The sequence below is a fragment of the Sinorhizobium sojae CCBAU 05684 genome (assembly GCF_002288525.1).
Classification (GTDB): Bacteria; Pseudomonadota; Alphaproteobacteria; order Rhizobiales; family Rhizobiaceae; genus Sinorhizobium; species Sinorhizobium sojae.
This window is the reverse complement of record NZ_CP023068.1, coordinates 242,016-258,431: the sequence shown is the minus strand read 5'-3', so window position 1 is coordinate 258,431 and position 16,416 is coordinate 242,016. Positions and strand designations below refer to the sequence as shown.

The following is a 16,416-nucleotide window of genomic DNA, read 5'->3' as shown; positions in this document are numbered from 1 at the left end:
TTACTGGCGCGTTCTGCTGGCCCGCGCGGCGGCGGCGAGAAAGCCGCGCAGCACCGTAAGCAGGGCCTCCGGCTGTTCGACGCAGGGAATGTGGCCGGCGTCGCGGATGATCTCGAAGCGGGCGCCGGGAATGAGCTTGGCGGTGGAGCGCACCAGGTCGGGCGGCGTCGAGCCGTCCTGGTCGCCGGCAATGCAGAGAACCGGCACGGCGATCTTGCCGGCGGCGTCGGTATAGTCGGCGTCGCGGATCGCCGCGCAGGTGCCGGCATAGCCCGCCACCGGCTGGCGCACCAGCATGTTGCGATAGCCGGCATAGGCGACGTTTTCCGGCCGGCGGAAGGCCGGCGTGAACCAGCGCTCGAGCACCCCGTCGGCGATCGCCGCAAGCCCCTTTGCCTCGACCGCGGCGATGCGTTCGTCCCACATCTCGGCCGTGCCGATCCTGTGGGCGGTGTTGGAAAGCACGAGCGCCCGCACCAGTTCCGGGCGGCGCTGATAGAGCGCCTGCGCGATCAGGCCGCCGACCGAAAGCCCGCAGACGATCGCATTCTTCACCCCGAGCTGATCAAGAAGACCGGCGAGGTCGGTCGCAAGCTCCTCGATCGAATAGGGAACCTGGCCGATATCGGAAAGGCCGTGGCCGCGCTTGTCGTAAAGAAGGATCGTATGGGCGCCGGCAAGCCTGATGACGACATCGCGCCAGATCCGGAGATCCGTGCCGAGCGCATTGACGAAGACGATCACCGGTTTGTCGGTGACACCCCCCCCGATCAACCGGTAATGAAACGTGTTGTCATTGATACGGGCGAACTGCATCGCAGATTTCCTCCGCCACCATCGATAGGTCATCCGGAGCACCACGGCTTCGCGCCCGACGAACGGTGAAGAAGAAGGTCACCCGGTGATCAGTTCTACGATCGGGACTTTGAAGCTGGCCGCAGCCCGCAGCTCATGTCCCTCTTTGGTCAAAGCGTACTATATCTAAAAGGTTCCACTGATTAGCCTTTTGCGTGCCTGGCGCCCGCGCATTCATTTCCCGTTCAGTACCCCCTCGCCGCCCCGGCTCCGATGCGGCTGTCGACGGCGCCGTTGTAGCGTGCCCCGCCGCCCGCCTCGATTTCGCTCACGCTGCCTCCGCCGACGAGAATGCCGGTCGCCTGCCCCCAGATCTTCCAGTTCTCGTCGATCTGAACATCATGCCCCATCGTGGCGAGCAGTTTGAGCGTATCGGGTGACAGCGCATAGGGCTCCATGAACACCTTGTCCGGCAGCCATTGATGATGGATGCGCGGCGCATCTACCGCCTCCTGTATGTTCATGCCGTGGTCGATCACGTTCAGGATCGCCTCGAGCGTGATGGTAATGATGCGGGCGCCACCGGGGCTGCCGATCACCATGAACGGCTTGCCGTCCCGGGTGATGATCGTCGGGCTCATGGAGGATAGCGGCGTCTTGCCGGGAGCGATCGCGTTCGCCTCGCCCTGGACGAGACCATAGAGATTGGGCGCACCGGGCTTGGCAGTGAAATCGTCCATCTCGTTGTTAAGCAGGATGCCGGTGCCAGGCGCGACGACGCCGGCGCCGAAGGAGCCGTTCAGCGTATAGGTGACCGCGACCGCGTTACCCTCGTCGTCGATGATCGAATAATGCGTCGTCTCCTTGCTTTCGGCAAAGTCCGCCGGCGTCAGCGCCTCGGAAACGCCCGCCTTGAACGGGTCGATCCTTTCCCGAATTTCCCGGGCATAGGCCTTGTCGGTGAATTGCGCTACGGGGTTCTCGACGAAATCCGGGTCGCCGAGCGCCGTGTTGCGGTCGACATAGGCATGGCGCATCGCCTCCACCATCGCATGCACCGTCTCCGCGGAGCCATAGCCGAGATAGGCGAGCGGATAGCCTTCGAGAATATTCAAGATCTCGCAGATGATCACCCCGCCCGAGGAGGGTGGCGGGGAGGAGACGATGTCGTAGCCGCGGTAATTGCATTTGACCGGCTCGAGTTCGCGCACCCGGTAGCGCTCGAAATCCTGCTTTGAAAGGATCCCGCCCTTTTCGACGCTCGCCTTGACGATCCGATCGGCGATCCCGCCCTTGTAGAAGGCGTCCGGCCCCTCTTCCGCGATGCTCGCGAGCGTGGTGGCCAGATCGGCCTGCACCAGGCGGTCGCCGGCGGCAAACGGCATGCTGTCGGCTTTGAGGAAAATTGCGGCGGCCGCCGGGTCCTTCGCCAGCCGCTTGGCCGCCCGCTCGAAGGCACCGACATCGCCCTGCTCCAGCACGAAACCTTCGCGCGCCAGTCCGATTGCCGGCTCCATCAGTTCCTTCAGTGGCCGCGAGCCGTAGCGGCTGCGGGCGAATTCGAAGCCCGCCACCGGGCCGGGCACGCCTACGGCAAGATAGCCCTCGGTGCTCAGACCTTTGACGAGATCGCCCTTGTCGTCGAGATACATGGTCTTGGTCGCGGCAAGCGGCGCGCGTTCGCGAAAGTCCAAGAAGGTCGTGCGCCCGTCCTTGAAGCGGATCGTCATGAAGCCGCCGCCGCCTATATTGCCGGCCGTCGGATAGACGACGGCAAGCGCATAGCCGACGGCGACCGCCGCATCGACCGCATTGCCACCCTTCTTCAGCACCTCGATACCAATATCGGAGGCGAGGTGCTGGGCGGTGACGACCATGCCATGCTCGCCCGAGACCGGAGCGGGCGAGGCGGCCCATCCCGGATGCGGGGAAACCGAGCCGAGCGCGAATACCAGTGCAATGGACAGGCTTTTCCAGGTGAAACTGCGCATGCGCACCTCCCGGTTTGCGCGGCCGCCCGCGCCCCGATTCGTCGAATCAGCTCTTCAACCGTGGACTGTAGCACTATAAATTGCAGTCGAGAAAGCGAGTACCTTCACTCTCCGTCTGCTGGTCGTCTGTCCGCTGGCAAATTCTTCATCGCCATTGCCTGATTTGGGGCCGCTTCATCCGCCGCGTCAATGCCTCCATGCGTATCAATCCTTTAGGGCTAATCCGAAAGGATTACTCTCGATTGACTGTCCAGGCCTGCCGTGACAATCTCTGCTGCGGTGCAGCAATATGGCGCCACCCTTTGCTACGGGCAGCCTTGTCGAGGACTGAGCACGTGCGGCTGGATGAACCGGTCTGCGAAGGTTCCCGCAGTCTGCGGCTTGCCCGCCGATTAACTGACGCATTTATTCCGATATCGCAAGTTGCACCTTTCCGCTCGTCGAGCGACCCAACAATTGCCGTCATTGTGGCGTTTGTGCATCTCGCCACGCTGATCGGGAGGGTGCAAGCGGGTACGGCAAGACGTCTCTATGAAGGAGAGAAAACGGTATGAAAGTTCTGTTTGCCGGCGGCAACGGTTACTATCCCGAGTTCAGCGGCGGCGTTCAGTCGAGCACGCACCATCTCGTTCAGCAATTGCGCGACCGTGGTCACCAGGCGGGTGTACTGGCCGCCCTGTTCGGCGATGGTTTCTTCGGCTTCAAGGCAAGACTCAAGCTCAAATTGTCCGGCGAGAGCGGCGTCATGGACAGCTTTCCCGGCTACCCGGTCATTCGCGGCTGGTTTCCGTGGGAGGCGGCAAGCGTTGCCGTCAAGAAGCTCCAGCCGGACGTGGCCGTCGTTCAGTGTCACAAGTCCGTGCCGATCGGCAAGGCGCTCGAGGCGCATGGCGTGCCTCTGGTCGTCTATCTGAGAAATGTCGAGTTCCATGAGCTTGCCGGCGATCTGCGCGAATTGACCTCCGCTCTCTACATTGCCAATTCGGAATTCACCGCGCGGACCTACAATCAGAAATTCGGCATCGATTCGGTCGTCATCCCGCCGACGATCAATCCCGAAACCTATAGGACGCAGACGACCCGGGACCATGTGACCTTCATCAATCCGTACAAGGAGAAGGGCTTCGAGCTGGCCGTTCAGATCGCCGCGAATTGCCCGGACATTCCCTTTCTCTTCGTCGAGAGCTGGAAGCTATCCGACGACCATCGTGCCGAGATCGAGAAGATCATCGCACCACTCAAGAACGTTCGGCTGGAAAACCGCACCAGCGACATGAAAACCGTATACGGCCGCACGAAGATCCTGCTTGCGCCGAGCAAATGGGAGGAGGCCTGGGGCCGGGTCGCATCCGAGGCCCATTGCAGTGGCATCCCGGTAGTCGGCTCGCGCCGCGGCGGGCTGCCGGAAGCGATCGGCGAGGGCGGCATCGTTATCGATTACGATGCGCCGCTCGACGAATGGACCAGCGCCATTCGTCGCCTCTGGAGCGACGAGGCGGAATATCAGCAGCTGTCGAGAGCCGCTTTGGATTTCGCCGCGCGCCCGCTCATGCAGCCGGCGCGGCAGTTCGCCGCCTTCCTCGATGTCCTCGAACGGGCCGCCGCAAGCCGACCCGCCGAGCGCAAGGCGTCCTGAGGCGGATAAGGCATGCGCATCGGTTTTGTAGTCGGACAATTTCCGCAATTGTCGGAAACCTTCGTCATCGGCCAGATGGCCGGCCTTCTCAAGCGCGGCTTCGAGGTCGACATCGTCTGCAACGGCATCTCCGACTGCCATCTCGCCAATGGCGGCCAGGAGCCCTTGGCGACGCTTCTCAAGCGAACCCGCGACTGGTGGGGTGCTGCGGCACCCGCCCGTCCCGCATTGCGGCGCCTGCCGCCGAAGCTCCACGACAAGGTCTCGACCGCCCTCGACCTCACCTCGGTCGCGAAGCTGAACGGCTGCGACGCGGTTGTCGCCCATTTCGGCCACAATGGAGCGCGCGCGGCACGGCTGAAGAAATGGAAGCGGCTCTCTCCCCCGATCGTCACCATCTTCCACGGCAATGATGTCGGCGTGCCGATGCACGAGGGCGATCTCGGCCGCTATCGCGACCTCTTCCGATACGGCACGCTGAACCTGACCGTGAACGACTTCTTCCGCCGCGCCCTGATCGGGGCCGGCGCTCCGAAGGAGAAGGTCGCGGTCCATCATATGGGCATCGATCTGCGCAACATCGCCTATACCTGGCAGGGCTGGCGCGACGCGTCGCTGCAACTGGTTTCGGTCTGCCGGCTCACCGAGAAGAAAGGGGTGGAGTTTGCGCTCCGCGCCCTCGGCCGGCTGGCGATCGAGGCGCCGAAGCTAGCCTGGCACTATCGCATCATCGGCGACGGCCCCTTGCGCAAGAGGCTCGAACAGCTCGCGCACGCCCTTGGCATCGCCGAGCGGGTCTCCTTTCTCGGCGGCCTCGCCCATGAGGACGTCAAGCAATGGCTGCAGCGCTCGCACGCCTTCGTCCTGCCGAGCGTGACCGCCAGCAACGGTGACGTCGAAGGCATACCGGTGGCGCTGATGGAGGCGATGGCCGCCGGCCTGACGGTCGTCAGCACCGATCACTCCGGAATTCCCGAGCTGGTCGAAGACCGGAAGACGGGTTTCCTCGCACCGGAGCGGGATGTCGAGACGCTCGCCAACCGGCTCCGCTTCGTCGCCGAGCATCCGGAGCGATGCGAGCTGATCGCCCGGGAGGCGCGACGCAAGGTCGAGGCGGAATTCGACGCGGAGCGTCTCGACGACGCATTCGCCGGCATCGTCAGCCGCTTCGCCAAAACGAGGCAAGCCGCTTGAACGAGGAAACCCTTCAATTCGGACGCCTCGCTTTGCGCGGCGGGCTGGTGACCGGCGGCGCGCAGGCGGTGCGCATGGCGATCCAGTTCATTTCCGTCGTCGTGCTCGCCCGGCTGCTGGCTCCGGAGGATTTCGGTCTAGTCGCCTCCGTGAGCCCGATCGTCGCCTTCGTCGGGCTCTTCCAGAATCTGGGGCTGCAGCAGGCCGTCATCCAGCGCAAGGAGATCGGCGAGCGCCAGCTCAATCAGGTCTTCTGGATCAGCGCCCTCGTTGGGCTTGCCTGCACGCTCGCTGTCGTCGCGCTGTCACCGGCCGTCGCCACCTTCTACGGTGATCCGCGCATGACGGCGATCACGGTTGCCGCGGCCTTGCCGCTGCTTCTCGGCAGCCTTGCCTCCCTGCCGCTCGCGCTGATGAACCGGCATCTGAAGTTCGGCCAACTGGCGCTGAACGACGTCTGTGCGGCCGTCGTGGGCCTTCTCGTCACCGCCGTGGCTGCCTGGCTCGGCATGGGCTATTGGTCGCTGGTGATCGGCCCCGCTGCCTCCGCCGCCGTTGCGCTTCTCGCGGCCTGGCTGTCGACGCGCTGGATACCCGGCCGGCCGGAATTCAGGATCGACCGCGACATCATCTCCTTCGGAGCCAATCTCACCGGCTTCAATCTCGTCAATTTCTTTTCGCGCAATCTCGACAACATCCTGATCGGCAAGTTCGCCGGACCGGCCGAACTCGGCTACTACGACCGCGCCTACAAGCTCCTGCTGTTTCCGCTGCAGAACATCACGCAGCCGCTGTCGCGCGTGATGATCCCGCTCATGAGCCGCATCCAGGAAGACAAGGCGCGCTTCCGCGACATCTATCTGCGGATCAACTGGCTGCTGGCAATTGTCACCATGCCCGGCATCGCGGCGCTCACCCTGGCGGCCGAACCGACCGTCGGCATCCTCTTCGGCGAAAAATGGCTGCCCGTGGCGCCGATCTTCGCCTGGCTCGGCATTGCCAGCCTCATGCAGCCGGTTTCGAGTACCACCGGCTGGATCTTCATCTGCCAGGGTGAGACGAAGACGATGTTCCGCTGGGGCATCTATTCGTCGCTGACGACGGTGCTTTCCTTCGCAGTCGGCCTTAAATGGGGTGCGGTCGGCGTCGCCGCCGCCTATGCGGTGAGTGGCTACTTGCTGCGCGTGCCGGTTCTGGCATGGCTTCTGCAGCGCCTCGGGCCGGTCTCGGCAGGCGACTTCCTGCTGGTGCAGAGCCTTTTTCTCGGATCGGCGCTCGTCGCCTGGCTCGGCTACGGCCTGCTGCCGAAGGCCCTGACCGGAACCTCCGACATACTTGCACTCGGCTCGGCCATCGCCCTCAACTACGCGGTGGCGCTCGTCTTCGCGCTCGCCCTAAGCCCGCCGCGCCAGGTCTTGCTCGACGTCTTCAAGCGAGGGCTGAGCGCCCTTCGCCAGTAGATCATGATGATTTTAGGTCAGATCGACCTAAAATCATAAACGTGATCGTCAGGAATTTGGCTAGCGCGGGATGCGGGCGGAAAACCGCGCACACTTTTCCTCATCCCGCGCTGAGCCCTCGATCAGCGGGCGGATGAGATCCGCCGCCGACATGGCCGAGGCATGCTCCTCGATGACCGCCTTGAGACTGACCGCGCGATAGTGATCGAGATTGCCGGCGAACCGGTCGAGCCTGGCGCTCGCCTCGTCCGGCGTCACCGTGTCGATATCGAGCAGCACGTCGGCAACGCCGATGCGCTTGGCGAGTTCCTTGGTCTTGAACTCGTAGGCGATGGGCAGCACCGGTGTGCCGACGCACAGCGACATGATCATCATGTGCATCCGCGTCGCCACGACCAAATCAAAATCCTTAACGACCGCCATCAATTGTTCGGGCGTATGGAAGGAGGCGTCGACCGTCACGTGGCGTGCAATTTCTGGGGCAAGACCCGAGACGATCACCTCTGCCGTCTTCGAATCGTCATGGGCATATTCCGGCACGCCCTGGCAGGTGGAGATGAAGGTGACCTCCTTGCCATGATCGCGCACCAGACGCGTGGCGATCTCGCGGACGGAGTCGATATAGCGGTCCATGCCGCCGGCGCCGTCCTTCACGTAGTGCCAGTGCCGCACCGAAACGCCGACACGGCCGGTCGGCGCCGGACGGCCGATTACGAGAAGCGCCCTGACCCGCTCCACATCGGCGAGCGCGAAAACGGCATCGGCGACCACATGGCACTTCCCCGGATCGTCGACGAGGTCGTGGATGTGCTCGCGCGAGCGCTCGTCGCGGAGCAGGATCAGGGGGCTCAGGGCGAAAATCGGCTGCAGCATCCGACGGTTGTAGGGCTTTTCGAACGGCCCCAGCGATTGGGTGAAGAAGATCGGCCTCTTGCCGAGCATCTCACCGACCTTGAACTCGTTGATGCGGCGCTCGAGCGAATAGTTTTCCACGAGATAGGTGCCGCCGGTGGTGATCACCAGATCGGCATCCCTGTAGAGCGCCAGGCTCTTGCGGTCGTCGTCGCTGAAGAAACGCCGGTCGAGATAATTGCCGCTGCCGACATGGTGCAGAGCCTGGAAGACCGTCTGGTTGTAAACCTGCTTCAGCGCATTCTTGACGGTGTTGTCGTCGTATTTGTACTTGAAGAAGGATTCCGACGGGAGCTTGCGAAGCTCAAGATCCGGATAGTGTTCCTTCGGGTAGAGCCTTGCCGCCACCTCCGGCTGGCTATCGAACACCACGAAATCGACCGCATCACCCAACAGCGTCTTCAGGATATGCCTGATCGCGAGCAGGATCGCCGCATCGCCCGTGTTCAGGCAGACGGTGTTTTCGACTACAACTTTCATGTTTCGTCATCCCCGTGTGAAAAGGTCCTGCGGACGTGGAAGATCATCGGCCGACGTACTGCTGGCTGGAGGTAGGTTCCATGCTTGGCGGACACCCGCAATGGGTTCTGTCGTGAAGTTTTGGTGAATTCATGACCGCGCGGCGATATCGCCGCACATCAGCATCAGGTCCGGGGCCCTGCGCAGTGTAACGCGACTGTGAAGCCGGGCATAATTGGATTTGCGCCTCCCGCTATGCATCATAATCTTCCCTCGATGGGCGACGTGGAGAATGCCCCATGGGTCCAGCCTATTACAGCGCGGCGCGCTTTTTAGGCGCACAAAGGTCGCTGTAGCACTTTGAATTGCTGCCGAAGCCGCCGGTGAGCCATGAAGGAGGCGATCTGATGAATTTCGACAGGATTTCGGCGTGGGCGCCACAGTGGTTGAGCATTGTGAGGATCATGTCGGCGCTGCTGTTCCTGAAGCACGGAACCCAGAAGCTTTTCAATTTCCCGCCCGCTCCGGAGCCTATGCAACTGTCGGCGCTTTTCTTGGTCCAGGGCCTGATCGAGGTGATCGGCGGCATCTTGCTGGCGATAGGGCTCTTCACCCGGCCCGTCGCGTTCATTCTGTCCGGCAACATGGCGGTGGCCTATTTCATGGCGCACGCACCGCAAAACTTCTTTCCGGTTCTCAATCAGGGCGATGCGGCGATCCTCTACTGCTTTATCTTCCTCTACTTCTTCTTCGCAGGCGGCGGAGCATGGAGTGTCGACGCGGCTCGACGCGGCAGCGGCCTCGCGATGCCCTGAATGGCGCTGTGAACTCCCTCCTGCGGCGGTCTTTGCCGGAGCGTCGGGAATGATTGCCGGTAGCGCGACCAAGCTGTTTCGAGGGCGGCTGCGAGCGGCCAAGTTTAACCCAATGCGGACGGTAGCCATCTTCTGGTGGACGCCCGCTCCGGGCGGAGATAGCGGGCGTTGGCTCGGCTGTTAGAATGAGTCTCGGCCGTCATCTGCGACCGCGGCATTTCGGCTGGCTCAACACACTCGCTTCATCGTCGAGGATGTGAGCATTCGCGCCACGAGCCACGACAGGGGCTAAGACCCAATGCTATGTTGAACTGGGCCGTCGACGCGTTGCTGCTCGCCGAACAGGGCGATCGCGAGTTTCACTCATTTCCAGCGGATAGCACAGGCCTGCTGGCACTTATCCACACGGATCAGAAATCAAAACACCTCGTCTTTATCGATCTGCTCGCGCATCCAAGAGAGAAACTTCTGAAGAGGCAATGACGGAGTAATGTTCTTCGGCCACGTGAGATAGTAACCTTCGCCGCTGTAACACGTCATGTCAAAGGGAGCGACGAAGCTACCGGCCTGAAGGTGTCTCTTTACAAACACCTTGGTTGCGATCGCGACCCCAATATCCAGAGATGCGGCCTCGTAAGCGAGTGCGGAACTTTCGAAACGGATGCCAGGGCTGGGGTCCACGGTCGATCCCACGCGTTTGAGCCAGGCAGCCCAATCGGTCGGACGTGCCATAGAATGCAGCAGCCGCACACGGCTCAGGTCATCAGGGGACCTGAGCTTGTGGGCTTCCTGGAAGGCTGGTGAACAAATCGGAATCAGTTCAACATCAACCAGCTTTTCGCTGTGGAGATCTGGCCAATTTCCTTTTCCGGCACGAATGGCAGCATCCAGGTTCTGAGTCTCGAAATCGACCGGGGCGGTGGACGAACTCAGACGGACCTCTATTCGCGGGAAGGCTTCATGAAACTGCGTCAGCCGTGGAATAAGCCAACGCTGGGAAAAGGTCGTGTAAGACTGGATGGCGAGAATATCCCGCCTGCCTCGCCGGGACACACGCCGTGCCGCATTCCCGATTTCGACGAAGGCTCGAGTCACACCTTCATAGAGTTGCCGTCCCTCGTCGGTCAGTTCGATGCCGCGATGCAGCCGCTTGAACAGCACGACACCGAGATATTCCTCCAGCACTTTCACCTGGCGACTGACGGCCACCTGAGACACATTCAGCTCTTCCGCGGCCTGCGTGAGGCTGGACAGGCGGGCAGCCGCTTCGAAGGTCCTTAAAGGGTTTAGCGGGGGTATTGTGTTGCTCATTTGCTAGTCATACGTCATGTCCAACCGTACCCAAACATCTTTCGGCGCTTCCGGCGAGGCGTGCCGCTGGACCCTCATAAAGGCCAGTCCGCGCGTCGGGACCGACTTTGCGGGCCCAGTGCTCACACCCGTTCAAGGGCAACGGCAATCCCCTGTCCCACGCCGATGCACATGGTTGCAAGAGCATAGCGGCCATTGATCCTGGCAAGTTCCAGTGCCGCCGTTCCGGTAATGCGCGCACCCGACATGCCGAGCGGGTGTCCGAGAGCGATGGCGCCACCGTTGGGATTAACCCGGGGATCGTCATCGGAAATGCTGAGATTTCGCAGACATGCCAGGCCCTGACTCGCGAATGCCTCGTTCAGTTCGATGACATCGAACGCCTCAGGCTGCAATCCCAGCCGCGCCATCAATTTTCGACAGGCCGGTGCCGGCCCGAAGCCCATGATCCGTGGAGCGACGCCAGCCGTGGCCCCGCCGAGAATTCGCGCGATCGGCATCAGGCGGTGACGCTTTGCGGCAGTCTCGTTGGCGAGGATCAGGGCGGCCGCTCCATCATCACACCGCTGGCATTGCCCGCCGTGACCGACCCTCCCTGGCGGAAGGGCGCCTTGAGACCTGCCAGGGCCTCCAGCGTTGTCTCGCGCGGATGTTCATCACGATCAAACAGGACCGGTTCTCCCCTGCGCTGAGGGACCTTGACCGGGACGATCTCCTCCCCAAGCCTTCCGCATGCCTGGGCAGCAGCAGTCTTCAGCTGAGAGCGGAAGGCGAACGCGTCTTGGTCCGCCCGCGATATCCCGAACTCCTCCGCGACATTCTCGGCAGTTTCAGGCATCGAATCGACGCCGTATTGAGCCTTCATGACCGGGTTGATGAAACGCCAGCCAATCGTGGTGTCCTGTATTGAGGATTCCCGGCTAAAAGCCGTCTCCGCCTTCGGCACCACAAAAGGGGCGCGGCTCATGCTTTCCACGCCGCCAGCGACTATCAGCTCGGCCTCGCCGGATCGAATGGCGCGAAATCCGGTGATGATTGCGTCCATCCCGGAACCGCAGAGCCTGTTGATCGTCGTTCCGGGAACCTCCAACGGCAGTCCGGCAAGAAGCGACGACATGCGAGCCACATTACGGTTGTCCTCGCCCGCCTGATTTGCGCAGCCAAAGATCACCTCGTCAACCGCTGCCCAATCCAGGGACGACTGACGGATCATCAGCGCTTTCAGCACGGTGGCGCCGAGGTCATCCGGCCTCACGGACGCAAGCGCTCCGCCGAAGCGGCCGATTGGGGTACGGATGTAGTCGCAAATGTAGACATCAGACACGGGTTCAGTCTCCGAGGAGAGAGAATTAGCGGAGCCACGCCGAACGCGCGCACCCGCTCTGGGGGCTAGCCGCTTTGGCGTCCGGGTCGCCAAAATCAGCGAAGCACAACGAGCGCGTCGCCGGCGCGTACACCGGAGCCCTCGGGCAGCACAAAGACCGGATTTATCTCCGCCTCTTCCAGCCGATCGCCCAGCGCCACCGCCATATCTGCGAAAACCAGAACGGCATCGATCAAAGCCTCGGTATCGGCGACCGGCCGACCGCGGAAGCCCTCCAGAAGGGCCGAACACTTCAGTTCGCCGATCATGTCGCGAACCTGTCGGCGCGTCACCGGCAAGAGCCGCATTGCGACGTCCTGGTACAGCTCGGTGGTCACGCCCCCCGCGCCCAAAAGAACACAAGGCCCGAGCTGAGGATCGCGGTTGTAGCCGAGTATGAATTCTACGCCACCCCTGACCAGCTCCTGGATCAGGAAGCCATCGACCTTCGCGCCGGTTGCAGCCACCTGGACGCGCGACAGCATCTGCTCGCAGACGGTTTCGACGTCGGCCGTGGCAACGCCGACTTTTACACCTCCGACCTCTGATTTGTGGAGGATCTCCTTCGAGAGGATCTTGATGACCACGGACCCGTCGAACGCGGCGGCCTTCGCCGCTGCGTCTGCCGGGGTTGCCGCCTCGATTTCGCGCGTGACCGGGAATCCGAAGCGGGCGTAAAACCGCTTCGCCTCAGCCTCGTTCAACGAGCCTTGCGGCAGGTCCGCTCCGTCCACGGCAGGGGGCGCCCCCCGCTCAGCCGAGTCGGCTTCGCCTCGCGGCAGCAAGGCGCACAGTGCTGCGGCGCAGCTTTCGGGTGCCGCATAAGCCGGGATCCCGTTGGCATTCAAGTGTTGCACGATGCCCGGCGCCTCGGGGCTAACATAAGCGATCATGGGCTTGTTGCTGATGTGCATCGACTCCAGGAGCGGCTGGGCGACGACGTCCGGCTGCCCGATCGAGGACGAACCCACGACAACGACTACGGCGTCGTAAGAGGGGCTTTCCGACAATATCTGCAGGATGGATCGGAAGAGATCCGGACGCAGGCCGGCCAGCGTGACGTCGATCGGATTGCGGTCCAGCACTGCCTCCTTGAGGTCGAGCGCCAGCAGCTTTTTCGACGTATCGGGATCGGGGCTCGGCATTTCGAGGCCGGCAAGTCCGACATTGTCGGCGACGATCGTCGCCGCGCCGCCGGTCGATGTCACGATCGCGACTCGCTTGCCGGAAAGAAGACGCCCCTGGGACAGGGCGGCAGGGATATCGAGAAGGTCTGCGAATGTCTGCGCCCGAATGATGCCGAGTTGTTTGAACAGGGCATCATACACCTTGTCCGCGCCGGCCAGTGCGCCGGTGTGGGAGACGGCGGACTGCGCGCCGGACTCGGAACGGCCGACCTTGTAGGCGACGATGGGCTTGCCGGCCGCGATAACCCGCGCGGCGGCATTGCGGAATTTCTCCACGTTGCGAATGGTTTCGAGATAGAGGGCAACAACGGTGCTTGCCAAATCCTCCGCCATGGCATCGAGAAGGTCGGCAACTTCGATGTCGGATTCATTCCCCGTTGCAATCAGCTTGGAAAAGCCGACCCCGCGTCCGACCCCGCGCGAAAGCAGGGATCCGAGAATCCCCCCGCTCTGCGACAAAAGGGCAACTCCGCCGGCACGGAAGTCCTTCATCTCCATGGCACCGCTTGCCGTCAGCATGATGCGGTCCGTCAGGTTGACCAGGCCGATCGTATTGGGGCCCAGAATCCGCATCGAACCAGCAGCCTCGCGCAACTCGGTCTGGAGACGACGCCCCTCCTCCCCGGCCTCGCCGAAGCCGCTTGCGAGTACGATCGCCGCCTTGGTGCCCACAGCGGCAAGCTGGCGCACGGATTCGATCACCCGATGGGCACCGACGAGGACGAGCCCGACATCCGGTGCCTCGGGAAGTGCCTGCGCATGCGCATAGCATGTCAGATCGCCGATCGCTTCATTGCGTGGGTTGATGGGGTAGATCCGACCATTATAGCCGTGCTGTTGCAGATAGGCGATCGGCCGCCCCGTGAGCTTCGTCACATCGGAAGAGGCTCCCACGACGGCGACGCTGGAAGGGTTCAGAAGCGCATCAATGAAAGTCATCTGGGCCTGCCTCACGCGCTGGTTTTGTTGAGGAACGCTTCGACGGACGCACGATGTTCGGCCGTGGTATAGCAGATTGCCTGCGCCTCCCGGCCGAGAGCGAAAATCGCCTCATCGCTGCTCTCGAAGGTCTTGTCGAGAATGGCCTTTGTCAGGGCAATGGCGGCCGGCGAACCGGCACTCAACTGCTCCGCCCAGAGCTGAGCATCATCAATCAGGGTATCGGCCGGCGAGATCCTGTCGATCATGCCGATCCGCAGCGCCTCCTCGGGTTCGACCACCCTCCCCGTCAGAATTAGCTCCTTGGCGCGGGCGAGGCCCACGCGACGCGGTAGGAAATACATCCCCCCGCCGTCCGATACGAGGCCCCGCTTGATGAAGCTCATCGACATTTTCGCGCCCTCGGCCGCGATGATGAAATCGCAGGCGAGGGCCATATCGAGACCGAGACCGAAGGCTGCACCATTTACCGCGGCAATGACCGGCTTGGAGAGGCCATGGATGACGGCAACACCTCTATGCGTGCTGCCCTGGCGGGTCCAACCGTTGAAGGCGACTTCTCCCGCAGGGACCTCCAGACGCGCGCGCATGCCTGATACATCGCCACCGGAGCAGAAGCCCTTGCCGGCGCCCGTCAGAATGACCGCACGAACCGTCCGGTCGGTGCCAACCTTCTCGAAGGCGTCGATCAGTTCAGACCGCATCTGATCGTTGATGGCGTTGCGGACATCAGGACGGTTCAATGTGACGGTCGCGATGCCGTTCTTGTGGGAAACCGCTATGAACTCTTGTTCACGAACATTGACGGTCATTCCTTTGTTCCTTCCTCTCGAGCGCTGCCATGGTGGCACTGGCGCGATCTTTCACTTGGCTAGAGGCATCCATGTCTTCGAAATGTCACCTGGACAACTGATCATCTGGCCGCGTTAGCCCAACCATCAGTTTAGGGGAGAGACCCTTTTGCCTGGCCAGCCGGGACGACCAGCAGTTCTGGCGGCAGGTCGGCGCCGTACAGGATCCCGTCGCGAAGCGACGCTGCGTCTGCGTCCGAGAGAATTCCAGACGCCAGTTCGTGGAACTTCGCGATTAACTCCGCGTCGCTCAGAGGATCCTCGGGATCGCCTCGCCGCGTCTGCTGAAGGTGTTCAAGCACACGGCCATCCCGCAAGATCACCCGTAGACGGGCCTGTCGTCGGTGTGGATATAGAACCGAAAGGGCCGGATCCTCGAACACTGAAATTCTCGTCATCAGTTCGCGTATGTCCGCGCGCGCCAGGGTATCCTCCTCGAAGGCTGCAAGGCGGACCGCTCCGAGGATCAGTCGTGCGGCAAGGCAATATTGCAGACTGAAACGAGCATCCTGCGCCGACGCGGGATCTGGCCGATTGCACATCGCTTCGGTCGCGCGATATCCATGCACTTCAATCCGCGCGATACCCCTCCCGCGGAAAGAGTGACGCTCGCTCATCACTGCAATGGCATCGAGCGCAGGAAAGATATGGCCGCAACATCCGTGGGCCTTGACGGTCATGCGGGTGATGGGTGTCCACTCGCCGAGACCCGCAAGCGCCCCCTCCCAATCTCCGGTCGTATCGCTCGTCGCAGCCGCAAAACCGTTCTCTGCGTCGAGACTATCGGAAGAACCGGCAATCCCCGCCGCGGCTGCCATCGCGGCCAGCAAGCCTGCATCTGCCGCGTGTCCCGGATGCAGAGCTTTAGCCAGACCCTGTCCGCGGAGGTTCTGCTGGTGCCCGCCTGCGAAGCTTGATGCCAGTGCCAGGGCGTTGCCGACGCCCCTCTCGTCAGCGCCGAGAAGCATCGCCCCCGCGACGGCCGCGCCCATCGTACCGACGGTCGACGTGGTATGCCAGAAGGTGTAGTGGCTGGGCTGGATTGCCAGCGAGATCCGGCAACCCACTTCGTAGCCGGCGACTACGGCGCGGTGCAGTTCTCCAAGGCTTGATCCGAGATGCTGCGACAGGGCGAGAGCAGCCGCTATGGTGGGGCTGCCTGGATGATAGCCGCCATCCTTGAAAATGTCGTCGAATTCGACGGTGTGGCTGGCCGTGGCGTTGAGAAGAGCCGCACGCCGCGGCGTAGAAGAGCGGCCATCGACGTACGACCATGCGCCGCCGCTACCATCCGTCTCCGGCACCGCCTTGGCCAGCATTGTCGCCGGCGCGCGCACGCAGCCGGGCAACGTCGTTGCAAACCAGTCCAGGATCGCGCGGCGCACCGCCCACTCAACGGCGCCTTCGATCGGCCGTCGACGCCAATCGCAAGCCGCTCGGGCCAAAGCCGAAAGCGGGCTGCTCATCGCAAGATCGCTCCCAGCCGACCCTTCCGGCAGGGCG

General features: G+C 62.6%; 11 protein-coding genes and 1 pseudogene. 4 read left to right on the top strand and 8 right to left on the bottom strand.

Annotation, left to right across the window (positions count from 1 at the left end):
* Both pcaD and ggt read right to left on the bottom strand, forming a co-directional pair.
* On the bottom strand, positions 1-816 hold the full coding sequence (gene pcaD, locus SJ05684_RS18885) for a 3-oxoadipate enol-lactonase (RefSeq protein ID WP_095694313.1): 816 nt from the start codon (positions 814-816) through the stop codon (positions 1-3).
* A gap of 224 nt (positions 817-1,040) precedes the next feature.
* Positions 1,041-2,786, bottom strand: a complete 1,746-nt coding sequence (gene ggt, locus SJ05684_RS18880; protein WP_095694312.1) for a gamma-glutamyltransferase — start codon at positions 2,784-2,786, stop codon at positions 1,041-1,043.
* 550 nt (positions 2,787-3,336) lie between these two features.
* Between ggt and SJ05684_RS18875 the strand changes: the two genes are divergently transcribed.
* Genes SJ05684_RS18875 through SJ05684_RS18865 form a run of 3 tightly spaced genes read left to right on the top strand, consistent with a single transcriptional unit; the run spans position 3,337 to position 7,076 of the window.
* Positions 3,337-4,422 carry a glycosyltransferase gene (locus tag SJ05684_RS18875; RefSeq protein ID WP_034857263.1) on the top strand — a complete coding sequence of 362 codons (1,086 nt, stop codon included), beginning with the start codon at positions 3,337-3,339 and terminating at the stop codon, positions 4,420-4,422.
* 12 nt (positions 4,423-4,434) lie between these two features.
* Positions 4,435-5,616 carry a glycosyltransferase gene (locus tag SJ05684_RS18870; RefSeq protein WP_034857262.1) on the top strand — a complete coding sequence of 394 codons (1,182 nt, stop codon included), beginning with the start codon at positions 4,435-4,437 and terminating at the stop codon, positions 5,614-5,616.
* A complete protein-coding gene (locus tag SJ05684_RS18865) occupies positions 5,613-7,076 on the top strand; it encodes a lipopolysaccharide biosynthesis protein (RefSeq protein ID WP_034857261.1) in 1,464 nt (487 codons plus the stop codon). The genes SJ05684_RS18870 and SJ05684_RS18865 overlap by 4 nt, the downstream gene beginning before the upstream one ends.
* A 60-nt stretch (positions 7,077-7,136) precedes the next feature.
* On the opposite strand, the gene SJ05684_RS18860 is transcribed toward SJ05684_RS18865, so the two are convergent.
* The gene (locus tag SJ05684_RS18860) at positions 7,137-8,468 is read right to left on the bottom strand and encodes a polysaccharide pyruvyl transferase family protein (protein ID WP_050980116.1); all 1,332 of its coding nucleotides are present in this window, start codon (positions 8,466-8,468) and stop codon (positions 7,137-7,139) included.
* 386 nt (positions 8,469-8,854) lie between these two features.
* Here SJ05684_RS18860 and SJ05684_RS18855 point away from each other — a divergent pair, with 386 nt between their 5' ends.
* Positions 8,855-9,262 (top strand): DoxX family protein, encoded by a 408-nt coding sequence (locus SJ05684_RS18855; protein ID WP_034857260.1) that lies wholly within the window; start codon positions 8,855-8,857, stop codon positions 9,260-9,262.
* Between the two features lie 417 nt (positions 9,263-9,679).
* On the opposite strand, the gene gcvA is transcribed toward SJ05684_RS18855, so the two are convergent.
* The 5 genes and pseudogenes from gcvA to SJ05684_RS18830 form a co-directional block, all read right to left on the bottom strand.
* Entirely contained in the window at positions 9,680-10,573 is an 894-nt protein-coding gene (gene gcvA / locus SJ05684_RS18850; protein WP_034857259.1) for a transcriptional regulator GcvA, read from the bottom strand.
* Positions 10,574-10,695: 122 nt separating this feature from the next.
* Positions 10,696-11,897, bottom strand: a pseudogene (pcaF, locus tag SJ05684_RS18845) (3-oxoadipyl-CoA thiolase).
* A gap of 95 nt (positions 11,898-11,992) precedes the next feature.
* The gene (locus tag SJ05684_RS18840; protein WP_034857258.1) at positions 11,993-14,062 is read right to left on the bottom strand and encodes an acetate--CoA ligase family protein; all 2,070 of its coding nucleotides are present in this window, start codon (positions 14,060-14,062) and stop codon (positions 11,993-11,995) included.
* Between the two features lie 11 nt (positions 14,063-14,073).
* Positions 14,074-14,874 (bottom strand): enoyl-CoA hydratase/isomerase family protein, encoded by an 801-nt coding sequence (locus SJ05684_RS18835; protein WP_034857257.1) that lies wholly within the window; start codon positions 14,872-14,874, stop codon positions 14,074-14,076.
* Between the two features lie 131 nt (positions 14,875-15,005).
* Complete coding sequence (locus SJ05684_RS18830) at positions 15,006-16,379, bottom strand: MmgE/PrpD family protein (RefSeq protein WP_034857256.1); 1,374 nt, start codon at positions 16,377-16,379, stop codon at positions 15,006-15,008.
* Positions 16,380-16,416: the final 37 nt, after the last annotated feature.

Coding starts and splice junctions, on each gene's coding strand:
- pcaD (WP_095694313.1), bottom strand. CDS start 816: ATGCAGTTCGCCCGTATCAATGACAACACGTTTCATTACCGGTTGATC.
- ggt (WP_095694312.1), bottom strand. CDS start 2,786: ATGCGCAGTTTCACCTGGAAAAGCCTGTCCATTGCACTGGTATTCGCG.
- SJ05684_RS18875 (WP_034857263.1), top strand. CDS start 3,337: ATGAAAGTTCTGTTTGCCGGCGGCAACGGTTACTATCCCGAGTTCAGC.
- SJ05684_RS18870 (WP_034857262.1), top strand. CDS start 4,435: ATGCGCATCGGTTTTGTAGTCGGACAATTTCCGCAATTGTCGGAAACC.
- SJ05684_RS18860 (WP_050980116.1), bottom strand. CDS start 8,468: ATGAAAGTTGTAGTCGAAAACACCGTCTGCCTGAACACGGGCGATGCG.
- SJ05684_RS18855 (WP_034857260.1), top strand. CDS start 8,855: ATGAATTTCGACAGGATTTCGGCGTGGGCGCCACAGTGGTTGAGCATT.
- gcvA (WP_034857259.1), bottom strand. CDS start 10,573: ATGAGCAACACAATACCCCCGCTAAACCCTTTAAGGACCTTCGAAGCG.
- SJ05684_RS18840 (WP_034857258.1), bottom strand. CDS start 14,062: ATGACTTTCATTGATGCGCTTCTGAACCCTTCCAGCGTCGCCGTCGTG.
- SJ05684_RS18835 (WP_034857257.1), bottom strand. CDS start 14,874: ATGACCGTCAATGTTCGTGAACAAGAGTTCATAGCGGTTTCCCACAAG.
- SJ05684_RS18830 (WP_034857256.1), bottom strand. CDS start 16,379: ATGAGCAGCCCGCTTTCGGCTTTGGCCCGAGCGGCTTGCGATTGGCGT.